This window comes from Pseudomonas siliginis (assembly GCF_019145195.1).
GTDB lineage: Bacteria > Pseudomonadota > Gammaproteobacteria > Pseudomonadales > Pseudomonadaceae > Aquipseudomonas > Aquipseudomonas siliginis.
Genome location: NZ_JAHSTW010000006.1, coordinates 158,625 through 176,130, shown reverse-complemented (window position 1 = coordinate 176,130; position 17,506 = coordinate 158,625). Strand labels below are relative to the sequence as shown.

The window sequence follows — 17,506 nt, the reverse complement described above, 5'->3', positions numbered from 1 at the left end:
AAGCGCATACCAAACCCCATCATTTAATTGGATTCCAATGCCAAAGCGGCACACCAGGCCTCGCCACGCGAGCCCTGGGCTAAAATTTTCAGCGAACGCCCGCTGTCTTGCGGGCTAATGGTAATGGTCAGGTCAGGCTTTGGCAAAAAGCCTGCACCTTTATCGGGCCACTCGATCAGGCACAGGGCATCGTCTTCGAAGTAGTCGCGGATGCCGAGAAACTCCAGCTCCTCGGGATCGACCAGACGATAGAGGTCGAAGTGGAAGGCACGTATGTCACCGATCTCGTAGGGCTCGACCAGAGTGAAGGTGGGACTTTTTACCGCGCCAACATGGCCCAAACCGCGAATGATGCCCCGTGACAGGGTGGTTTTGCCCATACCCAGATTACCTTCAAGAAAAATCAGGCCATGGCCCTGGGTGACGCGGGCGATCCGTGCGCCAAAGTCGCTCATTGCCTGTTCATCGGCCAGGTACAGGGTTACTTCAGACACGGTGCTTGCTCCTCCAACAACTGACGAATGGCTGGAATCAGATCACTGGCCGCCAGCCCACGGCCGAATTTGCCTTGTTGCATACCCGCGTTGGCGTGCAGCCAGACGGCCAGGCATGCCGCATCGAACGCGTCCATGTCCTGGGCCAGCAATGCGCCGGTGAGACCGGCCAGCACATCCCCCAAACCGCCCGTGGCCATCGCCGGATGGCCCTGATGACACAGGGCCAGACGCCCGTCTGGATGGGCGATCAGACTGCCGGCCCCTTTCAGAACCACTACCGCTGAATACTTTTTGCTCAACGCCAGAGCAGCGGCCGGGCGATCGGCCTGCACTTCGGCGGTACTGATGCCAAGCAAGCGCGCCGCTTCACCCGGATGCGGGGTGATCACGCAATCATTGGGCAACTGGACAAAATCGCTGGCCAGCAGGTTCAACGCATCAGCGTCCCACACTTGCGGCAACGCAGCATTGGCGGCCGCCGACAACAGGGCACGACCCCAACTGGCCTGACCGAGGCCCGGCCCGACCACCAATACCGAAACCTTTTCCAGCAGACCCATCAGTTGATTGGCTGACGAGGTGCCGAGCGCCATCGCCTCCGGCACCCGAGTCAGCGCTGCCGGCATATGCTCTGGGCGAGTCGCCAGCGAAACCATGCCTGCGCCGCCGCGCAAGGCCATTTCAGTGCTGAGCAGAATCGCTCCGCCGAAACCGTGATCGCCGCCGATCAGCAACACATGGCCAAAGCGGCCCTTGTGCGAGGTCGGCGCACGCGGTGCAAGTGCTGGAAGATTAGCGGCGCTCAGACGCTGAGCGCAGACAGGAATGTCACTGAAAATTTCGTCGAGGGCTTGCAGGTCGCTGAAGACCAGCTCACCGATATGATCCGCAGCATCACCGGTCAACAGCCCGACCTTCATAGCAATGAAGGTCACCGTTAGATCGGCGCATACCGCGACACCCAGTTCACACCCGGTATCGGCACACAGCCCGGAAGGAATATCGACCGCTGCTACCGGCAAACCGCCGGCGTTGATCGCCTTGATCGCCGATGCATAGGGCTCACGCACTTCGCCGCTCAGGCCAGTGCCGAGCAACGCATCGAGGACGACACCACGCAGCTCGCTTTGCGCCTGCCAGCCTTGCACCACAACACCAGCAGCCACCGATTCGGCATGGGCCAGTGCGGCATCGCCCTGCAAACGCTGCGGTTCGCCGACGGCGAGAACGCGCACGGTCCAGCCGGCCCGCAGCGCCAACCCGGCCACCAGATAACCGTCGCCGGCATTGTTGCCATGGCCGGCGAGCACGGTCAGCTCGTTCGCGCCCGGCCATTTGCGCACCAGTGCACGCCATGTCGCACGGGCGGCACGTTGCATCAATTCGAAGCCCGGCGTGCCGGCGGCGATCAGCCGCGCGTCGACTTCGCGCACCTGCGCGGCGCGGTACAGCGCGTCGGGTAATTCATCTTTCGTCTGCGGCATGCGTCTTCGGGCTCCGATGTCTGGCAGAATTATACGCACCTCAGCTCCGGTTTCTCTCGCCTCATGTCCGCCATCACCACAGACCTGCCCGCCCTCGCCCAATCGATCAAGGATTGGGGCCGCGAGCTGGGCTTCCAGCAAGTCGGCATCAGCGGTCTGGACCTGGCCGAACACGAGCAGCATCTGCAGCGCTGGCTCGAGGCCGGCTACCACGGCGACATGGATTACATGGGCGCCCATGGCAGCAAACGTTCGCACCCGGAAGAGCTGGTGCCGGGCACGTTGCGCGTGGTTTCCCTGCGCATGGACTACTTGCCAGGCGATACGGAAATGGCCAAACGCCTGGCTGAGCCGGAGAAGGCTTACGTGTCGCGTTATGCCTTGGGCCGCGATTACCACAAATTGATCCGTAAACGTGTTCAACAATTGGCCGACAGGATTCAGGCGCAGATCGGCCCGTTCGGCTTTCGTGCGTTTGTCGACAGCGCACCGGTGCTGGAAAAAGCCATCGCCGAACAGGCTGGATTGGGCTGGATCGGTAAAAATACCTTGGTATTGAACCGCAAGGCCGGGAGTTATTTTTTCCTGAGCGAACTGTTCGTCGACCTGCCGCTACCGGTGGACGAACCGCACAGCAGCGAACATTGCGGGCGTTGCACCGCATGCCTGGATATCTGCCCGACCAACGCCTTTGTCGGCCCATACGTGCTGGACGCTCGGCGCTGCATTTCCTATCTGACCATAGAACTGAAAACCGCGATTCCCGAAGAATTGCGGGCGTTGATAGGCAATCGGGTATTTGGCTGCGATGACTGCCAGATCGTCTGCCCATGGAACCGCTTCGCCCGGCCGACTGGAGAAAGCGATTTCAAGCCACGGCACAATCTCGATAATGCCGAGCTGGCTGAACTGTTCATGTGGGATGAAGAAAAGTTCTTGAGCAGCACCGAAGGTTCACCGTTGCGGCGTGCCGGGTACGAGCGCTGGTTACGCAATCTGGCGGTGGGACTGGGAAATGCGCCTTCATCGATTCCTGTGCTGGAAGCGTTGAAGGCGCGACGTGATTATCCGTCAGAGTTGGTCAGGGAACATGTCGAGTGGGCACTGGAACAGCACGCCCACCGCGCGCTCGCAAAACCGGCAAGCGCACTGTTCAAATCGTAGCCGGACCTTGAGTGCTCCTGCTTTCGCCTTGTATCGTTTCGTTGCGTGCTCCGACTTACTTTTTTTCCTTTAAATGACCACCCAGCTGGTTGATGACCGCGATCCGCTCCTTGGCGTTTTCGGTCATATATATTCGGTCTCCTTGCGACAGATAGAGATGCATCGGCTTTGATGCTGAGCCGGATGGACCATGCATGGGCGTGTATTTGGCATGAATCAGCGCTGCAGAAGACGTCGGGGAGTTACCCGCCTCAATGTGCTGCATGAAGGTTTCGGCCTTTTCAAGCAAGCCGGTAAGGCCCTCTTTCTCAAGGATGTTCTTTTTGGGGTCGACCCTGACGAGTGACCATGGTTTCTCGGCCTCTTCCTGAACGGCCGCGCTGGCCTTCGCCTTCGCCTTGGCCGCCGCCTTGTTTCCCTTACCCTTGATCATGCCTCGGGCCATCTCTTGACCCGCTGCTTTGGAGCCTTTACTACTCAGGCCCTGCTTGAAGGCGCCAGCCAGTTTCCTGCCAGCATTGATGCCCGCTTTGGCACCCGCTGCCAGCCCTGCGCCCACCGAAGCCAGCCCAAGACCAAAACTGATCCAGCCCAATATCTCGCCCGCTTGAGAACCCGGTGCGAGTTCATTGACCACCTCGCTGGCAATACCCGCCAGGCCTGAAGCAACCGCCAGCCCCAATGCCGCCACTGCCCATGGCGTCGCCGCGCCCATCGTCACCACGCTGGCAACAATTCCGAGAACACTGAGGCCGATGCCCAGGATCGATTGCCAGGAGATATGCCCGGTAGGGTCGACACGATTGACGGGGTCGCCCAGGCAGTAACTGTAGGCATTCAATCCGCCCGCGCCGAACGGACTCATGCTGTCGGGGGCGAGAAAGCGCATCAGTGTCGGACTATAAGCCCTGTAACCGTTGCCCAGCAGATACAGCCCGGTAACCGGATCCAGCTGTTCGCCGTTGAACCCTGCCACGCTGAACAATCCACCTTCGGCGGGACGATGCCCATAAGGGCTGTAGGCGCAATCGGTGAGCTGCTCCTTGCCCAGCGTTGCCAGCACACTTTGCTGCTGATCAGTGCCGTATAGCTGCGCGTCGGGGTTCAACCCCGATTGCTGTTGCCCCACGAGCGCTCCACCGTGACGCACAACACTGGTTGAACTATCACCACTCACCTCGTTGGCAACCCGGCCTGCGTAGTAGTAACGCTGCACAATTGCTTTTTCGGGTTGCGACAGCTCAACCAGATCGTCGAAACCGTCGTAATGGTAGCCACGAATCACTGATCCCCCTGCGCTGGACAACTGCTCGAGACGTCCGAACGCGTCATAGGCCAGCGTTCGCGCCTGGTCGTCCTTGATCATCCTGCCGTTGGCGTCGTACTCCAGCGTCACTGCCGAGGGGTAGTCGACGTGGGAATGTTTGACGGCGCTGAGCTGTGCAGGATCAGGGTTGTCGTAACTGAAGGTGGTCAGATTCACCCCCAGCGGGAACTTCGTCTGCACGGTGAGGATGTTATCCAATGCATCGAAGGTGAATGTCTGGCGGACAATTTCCTTGCCATACGGATCGCGCGGCTTTTGCGTGCCGGCACAGTCGTACTGGATCAAGCGCCCGCGCACATCGTAGGTGAACTGTTCATCACGTAAAAGTTGAGTGCCACGTCTGGACACTTTCTGCGCCAGTTTGCCAGCCAGCGTGTAAGTCGATTCCAGGGTCTGGTCTGGCTGACCCTGAATCTCGAATGTACGGCGGGTTTCACGCCCGATATCGTCATAGGCAAACCGGGTGAGCATTTGACGCTTGATTGAGGTTTCTTCGGTTTTCGTCCAGTCCAGCATCCCCGTCTGCGCGTTGTAGTGGAATTCGGTTTTAAGCGAGCCCTGGGAGGTGGATAGCAGGCGGCCGTGCTTATCGTATTCGGATGTGCTTTCAGCTCCGAGTACATTGACATGGGCGATCGGTCGCCCCTGCAGGGACCAGGTACTGGAGGTTGCTTTGGTGATAGCGCCGAGGGTCGTCGTTTCGGTTTTCACACGCCCGGAGGGGTGATAGGTGAAACTGCGCTGTCTGCCGTTTTCGGTACAGGTCAAGGGATTGCCACTGAGGGGGTCATACGTCATGGTCGTGACCAGATCCCCTGCCTTGCGCTCAGTCAGCAGGCCGCCCAGTTCCCGCAAATAAGTGAATTCGGTCTTTTTGCCATCAGCACTCTTGTACCACTGCGGCTGGCTAAAGCCCGCTTCATAACCAGTCTCGGTCTTACGTCCGCCCACGGTACTCTGGATCAAGCGACCCAGACCGTCATAAGTTTGCTGCCCCAACACTTTGTCAGCGACCTTGATGTTGATCGGCAGACCTTCATCACTGTGCCCGGCGTAGTCGGTCACGACCGCAGTGGCGTCGGGCAGGACACTGCGGGTTATCCGGTCAAAAACGTCGTACTCATATCGGCTGGTATTGCCGACAGGGTCTGTCTGACTGGTTGTGCGCCCGTAGCCGTCATAGGTGTACACAGTTTTGCCGAGACTTTTGTTCTTCAGATTGAAGCTCTCGACACTCAGCGGTTTACCGAAATCATTGACGAGGGTGATCGTCTTGCCCATCCCCTGGAGCCAATGGGTCTGCCGGCGAAGAACCGGGTCCGCCTCGCTGTGTTCGATACGTCCATCATCGTGCAGCGTCTTGCTGACCTGGCCCCAGGAATCGAATTCGTAGCCGGTGCTGACCGGATAAGGCTTGCCATCACGCCAATCAGTCAGTGTCACTTTCACCTTGTGGCCGACCGAATCATGCAGCGCAGAATAAAGCGTGCGTGTCTGAATCAGACCGTCCTTGTCGGGATGGTCGCAGTCCTTTTCCTGAACGGTGATCACCCGTTCCATCCCGTCATAAGTCACTTTTTGCTCGCCGCCAGCAGGATCCGTGGTCACCATTGTCGCCGGATGCTGTTTGCTGGCAGCCAGATAGGTCCACCGGGTAACGGCCACATATGGGGTGCCGGCAGCAACCGTTTTGCCCACTGCCCGACCGATTGCGTCGTACTCATGCCCGATGTGCTCGCCATCGACACCGACTTCAGAGACCTGTAATCCGGTCAGCGTCGACAGCACTTTCTCACTGGTCTGCAGCGTGCCGTCAAATCCGCGCGTGCTGGACCTGACTCGCAACCTGTCACCCTCAAGTTCATAGGAAAATTCGATAGCGGTTTTTTTATCATTCAGAACGACACTTTGCTCTTTCGTGGCTCCATGCTTGAGTGGATCCCCGGGCGTATTCAAATAACTGCGTGCGGTTTTCGAACGCAATACCTCAACGCCTTCCAACACTTCACAAAAACGCTCCTCGACCGGTAACACGGATGCCAGTTCCGCACCGTCCAGCGCCGGATGGAGCGCGTAGTCGTAGTAGGTGACTGTCGAAGCACCATCGGATGCGGCAGCAGTCACCGTCCTTTTTTTCGGGAATCTGGAAAAGCCCAGCGGATCCTCTGGGCAGTTATCTCCACCACTGGCCGGATAAAATTCCGTGGTCGTCGTCACCCCAGTGGGTTCGACCTGCTTGAGCAAGTTACCTTCGTCATCGAACTCCGTGACGGTGGTTTCCACACGCTGCTGTTGAGTACGCCGATCAAGGTACGTCACCGTGTGGACTTTAGGCATGCGGAACTGAGCCACCTGCTCACTGAATGGCTTGGTAACGGAACAGTGATATTCCGTGGTGGTGGCGATCTGGGCGTCACCGCAGGTTGTAACCTCAGCCACCAACAGATGGAATTTGTTGTAGGTGCGTTTGATGCGGGTATGTACTTTGCCGCTGACCAGCAAGTGCTCGTCCGAGGTGTAGACGTAGTGGCCGGGCGCCAGATAGAGAGGATCCAGGTCACTATCCTTGGCAGGAAGGAGGCCCTGTCCAAAGAAGTTATGGTCGGAGTACGTGTAGGTCTTGCACAGTCGGGGCTGACCGCGCCCAGGGTAGACATCGTGAGCGATAACAAACGGCAGTGTCTGTTCCACACCGCTGATGAAGCGGTGGCCGTGCCGCTTGTAGCGAATGATTTCGACCCCGCGCAGCGGATTGACGATGCGATGAACATAGCTGGCTCCAGCGATGACTTCATACTCAAGGTCCCAACCCTTACCAACCGGCAACTCGATGGCCGTCACTCGAGAGTTCTTCAAGATCAGCTTGTAGTTGGAACTGGAAGTAGTGTCGGGATGCCGGGACAGCGTCACCTGACCTGCCGCGCGGGTGATTTTCAACAGGCAGCGCTTGCCATCACGGACTTCGGCCAATCGGGGAAACTGGTTGAACAACTCATGCTTCAGCGTAATGCTCACACCATTCGCCGCGATTATTTTTTCCACGACGGCGACCTGAGTGCCGGCCAGGACTTTGAGCAGTTCACGCCGCCCATCCTTGTATCGAACTTCATAGCGCCCTGCTCCAGCGACTGCCACTTTCGCCGTCTGCAGTTTCATTTCCTTGAACTTCAGACCGGTAGACGTCTCGACAGCCTTGTAGCGCTCACCGTTGGACAAGGTCATCACTTTGCTGCGCAAGTCATAATTGGTCAGTGTCAAAGACCAGCCAACGCCGAAACCACTATCCGCCTGATTGAGCGGATTAAAGCCCACTGAAAGTGCAAGCTCCGGACCATTGAGATCCGACGAGTGCAACTTGCCAAGCGAAAATGCGCAGGTGTACATGCCCGTGCGGGGATCAACGCCCCCTGAAACAAATTCACCAAAGTTGAAAGCGTTGGAGTGAACAGCGGAAGATGAGTTACTTTCCATAGCAAAATATCCTTTATTCCAGGTGCAAATTTAAACAGGTCAAGCTGGCCAACGAAAATTCGCTGAATCACGCAAATGAAATCAGGCAAATTGTTTTGTTGACCGTTTCGACTCATCCAGAATAAAAGTTCGCTGTTCTGTATCACCTTTGATAGCAAGCCAGTGCTCCGTACCGAACTCATCAATCACGGCGAATTCGAACGCACCTCTCGTCGCCGGCTTCTCCTCCGTCTGTAGAGTCGTGCGCTGTACCAGCGTCAATACACCAGGCACATCGTTAATCGGGAAAGTAATAAAACCCAGAGGCGTATTGACCGAAGCCGATCGCCCATAGATCGGCGCCAGATAGCCATAAAAACTCCTGCCGCCACCACTGTAGTGGTTTATCGTGCCTGACGAGTACACCATTACCGCGTCTTCAGCATCATACGGATTAAGTCTTATATCGGTGCTATACCAGTCAAGAACGTTGATCTGGCGACCGTCAGCGTGAAGCCCGAGATGAAAATACTGAATGCGCTCCTCGTACACTCTTTCGCTGAAAGTACCGTACTTATAAAGAGAGAAACTGTTCTGATTGTATTTTTTCGGAGGAATCGCCTCCAGCGTGACACTGCTGTCGAAACCAACCCCATTACTTCGCAATACCACGCCATTCAAGGAGATCTCGGCAGCCACTTCCATAATTCCAGGTCGGGAAGCCGAGACCCAGAACTGGAAAATCTGTACCGGATCTGCGGCGTTGCTTATCTGGTTGTCACTGACCCGCGGGACTTCTGTCAGGCGCGTTGCCCCACCCGACATTTCGTGAGCGTAACGATTTTCCTGAATCGAAACACTCCAGTCTCCCTCCAGAGGCCGAGCACCGTTGTAGGCAATCAGCCGCAATGACTGCAATGCAGGATGTCCATGCAGCGATACGCCGTCCCCACTGTTATCGATGCCGTGCAGAAGCACCAATACACGCACCTGCATGCGACCGTTGGCATAAAGCACTTTGTGCTGGCCATGATTTGTGGCGTCGAGTTTTACCTCGATACGGGAAATACCAACTTGCTCATCAAACATCTGATAACACCTCAGCCGATTAATATATTTCACCCCTCAAGGGCTCGGCAAAGTATTAACGTCGAATTTAAATATAAACAGCCGCGACATTTGACATTTTGTGAAAAAGCAAACTTTCAACATCATCTTTAATAATTCACACAGATGCTAATAACTTCTAAAAATGCGATCTGCATGTTACGAGATTCAACACTAAGCCATTCGCCCCTTTGATTCTGGCCCACGATGGCCTGTCCCCCCTTCCGAATTCAATCAACCCGAACCGGAAAGGGAGTCAGCGAGTAGCTTATGTTTGCCAAATCATGTTGGCAGCGTGATCGATCCGTTACTTTCGACAACACTCAGTCGCTATCTGAACCTGTCGAAAATCCGCTCTCCGATGACTCACTCTCGGAATCAACGTCTGAAACTGCTTCTTCCGTTTGGATTTCTACCTTCCGGTCCATACTGGAATTTTCAAGATATTGATTAATCCGCCGCATCGACTCGTCACTCAGCGGATTGTTCAATAAACCAACATATAGATCTTGAGTATCCGGAATATCGAACAAATCGCCTCCTACGTCTGAGATATTATTATCCTGTAACGCCATGACCCGAAGATCTCCAAGCCTGTCTATACCGGAAGGCAGGCTGGAGAGATTGGCGTTATATAGCATCAACTCGGTCAAACCTGTCATGAAGCCTACATGCGGAGCAACTGTCAGAGGGTTGTTGGCCAGATTCAACAAAGTGAGCGTCTCGATCCTGGACACACCTTCAGCCGTCGCTTCAGATAATTCAAGCGAGCAATCGTCCAGTACCAGTTGGCGCAACTGGCGCATTTGGAATATTCCAGACGGGAAATCCTCCATTTTTATGCCAGTGACCATCAAATATTGAACATTGGGAAAACTGTCAAAAAAAGCGCCGATGCGTGCGCCAGGCGTTTCCACAGTCAATATCAACTCTGTTACATAGTCGAACCTTGCGGATAATTTTGGTAACTCAGCAGTAAAATCGACATGATGGGAAAAATGATAGTCACCGTACCCCCACCTCGAAACCGACTTGCGTTGCCAGATATCTTGCAGTTTTGCGCTAAATTGCTCGCGAGCCTGGCGCTGTTCTGCGATCTGCATTGCGTCCTGCGAAGAGTCCGCTTGGGTCGATAATCCTTCCGCACTCCAGGTCGCCAATTCATTGCGCAATTTTGCGAGGTCTGTCTCCAGGCGCGCTAAAACTCTGGACGGCTCAGATCCCAGGCGCTCGGAAATGAACGCGGCCAACTCCTTGTCAGCAAGCTGCGGATAGAGACTACGGACACGTTCCACAACGGATCCTGTCAACATCGGGTTGACATCGCCGCCGCCTCGCAGCCCCGCTTGCGCGTATTGGGCGCTGGCCGGAACAGCCGTTACCTGCACCGGTGCGAGTCCCAGCCATTCGCTCACGCGTTGGCGCGACGGCAATGGCTGTGCGCGTACCAGTTGCCGCAGAGCCGCACCACCGCCCTGCGCTACACCGAGCAACTGGCGCTGCCCGGGCAGTAAAAGGCGCCAGACGGCGGCATACAGATCCATCCGATCCTGGGGGGACGCGATGCCGCTGCGTTGGATAACGTAGCCTTCATGCTGACGAATCAATATGTGACGCACTGGCGATCGAGCATCGCCAATAGCACTCAATGACTCACCCTCTGACGCTTGCAGACGAATCTCGATACGAATCTGTCGCGGCCACTGATCAAGCTGCCCGAGCATCTGCAAAGCCAGTTGGTCACTGTCCAGACTGGCTACCGCATCCAGATAGATTCCTTCGCACGCCCTGGCGAGACGCACCTCGCGTAGCGCCACCAGCGTCTTTTCTGCCATATGCCTCGGCATTCCCGGCCGCAGGCGCAAATGCATATGGTCGGCGGCACTGGTCTCTCGCCACAACGCCTGAGCAATCGTCTTGGGCAGATGAGGAAAAATCCGTCGCATCTGCAATGTGTTGTCATCGCAATCGAGTTCGAACGCCCGCTCGCTCTGCTCAAAGAGCAAAGCGCGGGACTGTTCGATAATGCGCTCGCTCAGATCAGTTGCCTGTAGCGTTAACAAAGCCTGCAGTTGTGAATCGGCCTGCGCACGCACGGTCGGATCGGAATGTTGCACTTGGGTGATGAACTGGCGGATCTTTTGATCGAGGGCGAAGCGCCTCACTGTGTCCTGCAGCAATGCCAGCGAAGCGGGATGAATGTCGGACCTGTGCGCCTTCATCGCGTCGACGCCGCTCACGGCAAATATGCGTTGGGTCATCAGTGGAGGGAAATCTTTTATTGAATACTCCGTGCCGGGAAGCTCTGTCGTGCGATTTTGTCCGGTAAAGACAGTTGCAACTGGATTGGCCGACTCAGGATCATCCAGCGGATGCCACAAACGGCCCTCGCTGTCAGGCCGCAACAGCGGACCGGAAGGATGCAGTTCTCTGGCATGTGTGGCGCGAAACAGGCCGCTCTCGGCGTCTCGGACCACTTGTACGATGTGATTGTCAGCGACGGCAACATACTGACGCTGCTTCATGATTGCGATGCCCCATGCATCGGTCTCGTCGAGACGCTCTTGCGTGGGTATCCAGTAGTTCTCCAGCGAATTCCTTGCGGACACACTGGCGAACTCGTCAATCGTGGAATATTTCGGCCTCGTGCTCACACTGATGACAGGCATCACTGCAAGCGAATCTGAAGAAGATGGCGAAGGCAAGGGTCCCTGATGATGTGCACCAGTCAAATGCGGCATTGTCGAAGACGGGTTCAGAGCCCGGGGCAGGCCATCCCCGCTGGACTCGATGGGTCTGGTTGGGGCAGATACAGGTTTGATTTTCGGCGGTTTGCCAGTCATGAATGCTCATCCTTGAGGAGTGGTGACGCTGGCCACACATCGCTGCGGGGCCAGCGCAAAACATCAGATAAAGCACTTTCGTGCATATGCCTGATCAGCGAACATGGCAGCTTATCTGCGGCCGCGATGCCAAACGCATATACAGCTACTACATCCAAAGACATTGCATCACTGGATGATGAAACTCAGCCTCGCTGAAGAGACAAATTGCGCTCGTAAAAATTCACGCGAATCGCCAACTTATGCCCGGTACCATATTCATCGATAGCAATAAAGTAGAGGATACTTCCATATTTTTGCGCACCGGTATTTTCCGAGTATTCGGATAACGCCTGCACAATAGTGAGTTCCCCGTCGCTTTGAGTATTTACTTTGTAATGCTTGTGATTCCATGTTTGCGCATCGCCGGTGAAAGCATATACGAACGGATCACCCCTATCAGGCAAGGTGACGGTCACACTGGTTTTTTCGGGGCGGACGAAAATGCACTTCATATAATTTGTTTTTATTTCGTTAAGCCTGTTCCCACCGGCAAAATCGAGGTTTTCGCCCTCTTCTGCCCCCTCGACCACCCAATCGACCAGGCGGATCTGCTTCCCGTCCGGGTACAGCCCCAGATGGTACTTGCAGATACGATTACCAGGCGACTCATTACCAATCCTGTTCTGATACAACTGAAAGACTCCATATGTCGCGGGCTTTTCAGCCTCTAGAGTCACGCTGCTGTAATGAACACTGGCAGGGGTGGTTCCGTTGCTCAAAATCCTCTCCCCGTTGAGAGACAGGCGCGCACCAACTTCAGTCGTTCCCGCGCTCGATGAGGAAACCCAGAACGTACGCACCTGTGGGTGAACGCTGTCATTCTCAAGATCATCATCGTGCCTGTCCAAGGCATCCGGTGCAGGCCGTGCCTCACGCGTAAACCGCCCTTGGACTGCGCTCGCGACCCAACCATCGCGCAAGGTCTTGCCGGTCGCGTAATGAATAAGCTGGATGCTTTCCATTACATCTTCCGGTACATGTACAGCGTTGCCGTCGGCGTCTACTCCGGCAACGAGCACCTGAACTTTGACTTGCATCCGGCCATTAGCAAAAAGTGCCCTGCTTTGAGTGTTATCACTGGCGTCAAACTTGACCTTCAGACTGGACAACCCCACAAGAACGGGCGAAGTGTTTTGTTGATTACCTGTAGCGTCCATGCTTTCACTCATAATACAGTTCCTCTGTGAGAATATAACTTGATAGTGACATCGAAAACATGCCAGTAAAAAAGTTACATACCCACCAAGAAAATATCAAAGTGAAAAGTGTAAGAAATATGCGCGCATCAGCAGCCAGCAACTCATACACCTTTAAACCAGCCCCCGATACACCTACGCAAGAATGATCAATGTTCGTCGTTATAGACGAACTTCGGCATTTCCCAATGGAAACGGATGGCCAGCAGACGTAACAGGAACCCGCCAAACAAAGTGATCAGGATGGCTTGTTCGCCCGGCACATTTATATAAAGACAAAACATGTAGCACCATGCCGCAGCGAATGAAACACTGGCATAAAGTTCGCGGCGAAATATCAGCGGAATGTCATTGCAGAAAATGTCGCGCAGGATGCCGCCGAACACACCAGTGATAACGCCGCTGACCGATGCCACCAGCATGCCGTGACCCATTTCCAGCGCGGTCATGCAGCCGATCAAGGTGAACGCCACCAGCCCCACCGCGTCGAGCACCAGAAACAGCGAGCGCAGGTGGCGCATCCAGCGCGCAGCGAATACGGTGAACATCGCCGCCACCGAGGTCAGCACCAGATATTCCGGATGTTTGACCCAGGTCAGCGGGTAGTGCCCGAGCAACACGTCGCGCACCGAACCGCCACCGAGCGCGGTGATGCAGGCGATCAGCACCACGCCGAACCAGTCCATGCCACGTCGTCCGGCGGACAGCGCGCCAGTCATGGCTTCGGCGGTAATGGCGATCAGATAGAGCATCAGCAACATGATGGCAGTCCAGGCAGGAAGGCGCGCAGTCTAGCCATTTCGGCGCCGCACCAGAAGAGGGCGCGCCTCTCGCGGCCGGCTCGCGTCCACATAAGCCGCATTCCATGTGGGAGCGAGCCTGCTCGCGAAAGAGTCAGGGCTGATGCCGCTGCCTCAGAACTTGATGAAGTGCTTGCGGTAGTGCTGCAGCTCGGCGATCGATTCGCGGATGTCATCCAAAGCCAGGTGGGTGCTGCCCTTCTTGAAGCTGTCGCGCACATCCGGCGCCCAGCGCGCGGCCAGTTCCTTGAGCGTGGAGACGTCGAGGTTGCGATAGTGGAAGTAGCTTTCCAGCGCTTTCATGTGGGTATAAAGGAAGCGACGGTCCTGGCAGATGCTGTTGCCGCAGATCGGCGATTTGCCCTTCGGCACCCACTTTTCCAGGAAGGCAATGGTCTCAGCTTCTGCCTCAGCCATGCTGATGCGGCTTTCACGTACACGCTGGGTCAGGCCGGAATTACCGTGAGTGCGGGTGTTCCATTCGTCCATGCGCGCGAGCACTTCGTCGCTGTGATGGATGGCGATCACCGGGCCTTCGGCCAATGTATTCAGCTCACTGTCGGTGACGATGGTGGCCATTTCGATGATGACGTCGTTGTCCGGGTCCAGACCGGTCATTTCCAGGTCGATCCAGATCAGGTTCTGCGGGTTTTGCATATTCGGGCTCCTAGGCAATGCTGCGCAGTTTAGCTTAGGCCGGTGGCCGGGCGTGCTAAACTCGCGGCCGTTTTACCTAATCGCTGCATTCTTCAGACGGAACACCCATGGCCAAACGCCAACTCAATCGTCGTCAAAACTGGCGCATCGAAAAGATTCAGGGCGAGCGCGCCGCACGCGCCGCCAAACGCGAGTCCTCGGCGGTCGAGGCCCTCGAGGGCGGCGACCTTGGCCCTGAGCAGCACGGCCTGGTGATCGCCCACTTCGGCGTGCAGGTCGAAGTCGAAGCCGTTGACGGCGAACTCGCCGGCCAAGTGTTCCGCTGCCACTTGCGCGCCAACCTGCCAGCGCTGGTCACCGGCGACAAAGTCGTCTGGCGCGCCGGCAACCAGGGCATTGGCGTGATCGTCGCGCAACTGCCGCGCAGCACCGAGCTGTGCCGCCCCGACAGCCGTGGTCAGCTCAAGCCGGTTGCCGCCAACGTCGACATGATTGTCATCGTGTTCGCGCCGCTGCCCGAGCCTCACGCCAACCTGATCGACCGCTATCTGGTCGCTGCCGAACATGCCGGCATCCGCCCGCTTCTGCTGCTGAACAAATTCGATCTGATCGACGAGCAGAACGCCCCGGCGCTGAACGCGTTGCTGGCGGTGTACCGCACGCTGGGTTACCCGGTGCTGGAAGTCTCGGCGCATCACGGCAACGGCATGGAACAGCTGCAAAAGCAGCTCGACGGGCGCATCAGCGTATTCGTCGGCCAGTCCGGCGTCGGCAAGTCGTCGCTGGTCAACAGCCTGCTGCCGGAAGTCGAAACCCGCGTCGGGCCGTTGTCCGAGCTGTCCGGTCAGGGCACGCATACCACCACCACTGCGCGGCTGTTCCACTTCCCCGGTGGCGGTGAACTGATCGACTCCCCGGGCATCCGCGAATTCGGCCTGGGCCACGTCAGCCGCGCCGACGTCGAAGCCGGCTTCATCGAGTTCGACGACCTGCTCGGCACTTGCCGTTTCCGCGACTGCAAGCACGACCGCGAACCGGGTTGCGCTCTGCTCAAGGCGCTGGAAGATGGCCGCATCCAGCAGCAACGGATGAACAGCTATCGCTCGATCATCGCCAGCCTGCCCGAAAACGGCTATTAAACAGCCGCGCCGGCAGCCCTGCGCGATGGGCTGCCGGTTGTCGGACTGCATCTGACGCACGCCTCTCCCTCTTAAACATCAGCCTTGTCTGTAGGCTTTTGCGCGCCTGCTTGCAGGACGTTTCTGTTTTGCAGCGCAGACCTTGTAGGCCTGAGCCAGCGGCCTACATTTCTTTCCTCCTTCGCTCACAGCGACCATCGAGGAAAGCCATGCAAACCTGTGTTTTATTCATCAGCCATTCGTCTCGCGACGCCCGCCCGTGCAATACCCACGGAATCGTCTGCGCGATCCGCCTGCACACGGCGGTATGACCATGCGCAAGGGATTGTTCATCGGCATCAACGATTACACGCATATCGACGGGCTGAGCGGTTGCTGCAACGACGCCATGGCCATGGCTTCGGTAATGAAAAGCAACGCCAACGGCGACCCCAACTTCAAAAATGTTGTACTAACGTCTGCCGAGGATTACCTGAGCCGGGAAAAACTCGAAGACCAGATCCGCGAGCTGTTTTCCGGTGACTGCAACGTCGCCCTGCTGTATTTCGCCGGTCATGGCGGTTTCGATGCCGACACAGACGAAGGCATGTTGATCCCGCAGGACTACCGCAACGCCAAGGACGGCATCCGCATCAGCGACATTCTCAACTGGGCGGACAAAGCCACGCGGATCAAAAACAAAATGATCATTCTCGACTGCTGCGAAAGCGGTTCAGCCGGAGAAGTGCGCGCCCTGCGCAGCGAGAGCAGCATGGTCAGCGAAGGCATGACCATCCTCACCGCCTGCAAAAAAGCCGAGCCGGCGCTGGAGGGCGCGCAGCACGGCGTGTTCACCGGCCTGCTCCTGCAAGCGCTGCATGGCGGCGCGGCGAATATCCTCGGCAAAATCACCCCCGGCAGCCTGTATTCCTTCGTCGACAACGCCCTCGGTGCCTGGGAACAGCGTCCGGTGTTCAAGACCAATGTGTCGCAGTTCATTTCCCTGCGCGAAGTCTCGCCGCTGATCCCCAAGGAGATCCTGCGCAAATTGCCCGACTGGTTTGCCGAAGCCGAATCGGTCTTCCCGCTCGACCCCAGCTACGAACCCACCGAAAAGGCGTTCGTGCCTGAGCACGGCGAGGTCTTCGCCCAGTTGCAGAAGTGCAACCGCCACAGCCTGATCGAGCCGGTCGATGCCGAGCACATGTACTACGCCGCCATTCACTCGACCGGCTGCCGCCTGACGGCACTCGGCGCCTATTACCGCGAACTCGCCCTCAAAGGACATTTCTGATGCCAGTCTTTATCAGCTATCGCCACATGGATCGCGCCCATGCGATCGCCATCAATACCCGTCTGACCCAAGCGAAGATCAGGACATATCTCGATGTCCTCGATCCGGAATCGCAGACCACGGACGACATCACCGGGGTCATTACCCGCAACATCACCGAGTGCACGCATTTGCTGGCGGTGGTGTCGGAGACAACTGCACTGTCGTGGTGGGTGCCGTTCGAGATTGGCGAGGCGACGATCAGCAACCGGCGGATCTGTACGTTCAAGACCGGACCGGCGCAACTGCCGATCTATCTGGACAAATGGCCGAAGCTGAGCACGGCCAGCGACCTGGATTTCTTTATCGATGCGTATCGGGATGAGGTGTCGAACAAGCGGTCGATGGCGCTGGAGTCGATCAGCGAATCGGTGAAAGGGGCGTACAAGCGCGATGCAGAGATGTTTCATGAACAGCTGAAGAACCGGATTCGTCGGGGATTCTGAGACTGTGCCGGCCTGTGATAGCCAAAAAAAAGCCGACATCAC

At 56.8% G+C, this 17,506-nt stretch carries 12 protein-coding genes; 4 read left to right on the top strand and 8 right to left on the bottom strand.

The window, feature by feature from the left end; genetic code table 11:
• Positions 1-23 precede the first annotated feature (23 nt).
• Positions 24-494 carry a tRNA (adenosine(37)-N6)-threonylcarbamoyltransferase complex ATPase subunit type 1 TsaE gene (gene tsaE / locus KVG87_RS13855; protein ID WP_016771950.1) on the bottom strand — a complete coding sequence of 157 codons (471 nt, stop codon included), beginning with the start codon at positions 492-494 and terminating at the stop codon, positions 24-26.
• Positions 482-1,981 carry an NAD(P)H-hydrate dehydratase gene (locus KVG87_RS13850; RefSeq protein WP_217851184.1) on the bottom strand — a complete coding sequence of 500 codons (1,500 nt, stop codon included), beginning with the start codon at positions 1,979-1,981 and terminating at the stop codon, positions 482-484. Before KVG87_RS13850 ends, tsaE begins: the two co-directional genes overlap by 13 nt.
• 63 nt (positions 1,982-2,044) lie before the next feature.
• Between KVG87_RS13850 and queG the strand changes: the two genes are divergently transcribed.
• Positions 2,045-3,145, top strand: a complete 1,101-nt coding sequence (gene queG / locus KVG87_RS13845; protein ID WP_217851182.1) for a tRNA epoxyqueuosine(34) reductase QueG — start codon at positions 2,045-2,047, stop codon at positions 3,143-3,145.
• Positions 3,146-3,200: 55 nt separating this feature from the next.
• On the opposite strand, the gene KVG87_RS13840 is transcribed toward queG, so the two are convergent.
• The 6 genes from KVG87_RS13840 to orn form a co-directional block, all read right to left on the bottom strand.
• A complete protein-coding gene (locus KVG87_RS13840; protein ID WP_217851180.1) occupies positions 3,201-7,943 on the bottom strand; it encodes an RHS repeat domain-containing protein in 4,743 nt (1,580 codons plus the stop codon).
• An 81-nt stretch (positions 7,944-8,024) separates the two neighbouring features.
• A complete protein-coding gene (locus KVG87_RS13835; protein WP_217851178.1) occupies positions 8,025-9,011 on the bottom strand; it encodes a hypothetical protein in 987 nt (328 codons plus the stop codon).
• 341 nt (positions 9,012-9,352) lie between these two features.
• Entirely contained in the window at positions 9,353-11,872 is a 2,520-nt protein-coding gene (locus KVG87_RS13830; protein WP_217851176.1) for a leucine-rich repeat domain-containing protein, read from the bottom strand.
• A gap of 185 nt (positions 11,873-12,057) precedes the next feature.
• Positions 12,058-13,083 carry a hypothetical protein gene (locus tag KVG87_RS13825; protein ID WP_217851174.1) on the bottom strand — a complete coding sequence of 342 codons (1,026 nt, stop codon included), beginning with the start codon at positions 13,081-13,083 and terminating at the stop codon, positions 12,058-12,060.
• Positions 13,084-13,259: 176 nt separating this feature from the next.
• Positions 13,260-13,874 (bottom strand): trimeric intracellular cation channel family protein, encoded by a 615-nt coding sequence (locus KVG87_RS13820; protein ID WP_177342722.1) that lies wholly within the window; start codon positions 13,872-13,874, stop codon positions 13,260-13,262.
• A 150-nt stretch (positions 13,875-14,024) separates the two neighbouring features.
• On the bottom strand, positions 14,025-14,567 hold the full coding sequence (gene orn / locus KVG87_RS13815; RefSeq protein ID WP_110644898.1) for an oligoribonuclease: 543 nt from the start codon (positions 14,565-14,567) through the stop codon (positions 14,025-14,027).
• A 107-nt stretch (positions 14,568-14,674) separates the two neighbouring features.
• Here orn and rsgA point away from each other — a divergent pair, with 107 nt between their 5' ends.
• The 3 genes from rsgA to KVG87_RS13800 all read left to right on the top strand — a co-directional run bounded on the left by rsgA (position 14,675) and on the right by KVG87_RS13800 (position 17,464).
• A complete protein-coding gene (gene rsgA / locus KVG87_RS13810; RefSeq protein WP_093105416.1) occupies positions 14,675-15,706 on the top strand; it encodes a small ribosomal subunit biogenesis GTPase RsgA in 1,032 nt (343 codons plus the stop codon).
• Positions 15,707-16,019: 313 nt separating this feature from the next.
• On the top strand, positions 16,020-16,979 hold the full coding sequence (locus KVG87_RS13805; RefSeq protein ID WP_217851172.1) for a caspase family protein: 960 nt from the start codon (positions 16,020-16,022) through the stop codon (positions 16,977-16,979).
• Positions 16,979-17,464 carry a toll/interleukin-1 receptor domain-containing protein gene (locus tag KVG87_RS13800; RefSeq protein WP_076565374.1) on the top strand — a complete coding sequence of 162 codons (486 nt, stop codon included), beginning with the start codon at positions 16,979-16,981 and terminating at the stop codon, positions 17,462-17,464. The genes KVG87_RS13805 and KVG87_RS13800 overlap by 1 nt, the downstream gene beginning before the upstream one ends.
• The last annotated feature ends 42 nt before the right edge of the window (positions 17,465-17,506 follow it).

Excerpts from the sequence above, each read along its gene's own strand:
- KVG87_RS13850 (WP_217851184.1), bottom strand. The coding sequence starts at position 1,981 with ATGCCGCAGACGAAAGATGAATTACCCGACGCGCTGTACCGCGCCGCG.
- queG (WP_217851182.1), top strand. The coding sequence starts at position 2,045 with ATGTCCGCCATCACCACAGACCTGCCCGCCCTCGCCCAATCGATCAAG.
- KVG87_RS13840 (WP_217851180.1), bottom strand. The coding sequence starts at position 7,943 with ATGGAAAGTAACTCATCTTCCGCTGTTCACTCCAACGCTTTCAACTTT.
- KVG87_RS13835 (WP_217851178.1), bottom strand. The coding sequence starts at position 9,011 with ATGTTTGATGAGCAAGTTGGTATTTCCCGTATCGAGGTAAAACTCGAC.
- KVG87_RS13830 (WP_217851176.1), bottom strand. The coding sequence starts at position 11,872 with ATGACTGGCAAACCGCCGAAAATCAAACCTGTATCTGCCCCAACCAGA.
- KVG87_RS13825 (WP_217851174.1), bottom strand. The coding sequence starts at position 13,083 with ATGAGTGAAAGCATGGACGCTACAGGTAATCAACAAAACACTTCGCCC.
- orn (WP_110644898.1), bottom strand. The coding sequence starts at position 14,567 with ATGCAAAACCCGCAGAACCTGATCTGGATCGACCTGGAAATGACCGGT.
- rsgA (WP_093105416.1), top strand. The coding sequence starts at position 14,675 with ATGGCCAAACGCCAACTCAATCGTCGTCAAAACTGGCGCATCGAAAAG.
- KVG87_RS13805 (WP_217851172.1), top strand. The coding sequence starts at position 16,020 with ATGCGCAAGGGATTGTTCATCGGCATCAACGATTACACGCATATCGAC.
- KVG87_RS13800 (WP_076565374.1), top strand. The coding sequence starts at position 16,979 with ATGCCAGTCTTTATCAGCTATCGCCACATGGATCGCGCCCATGCGATC.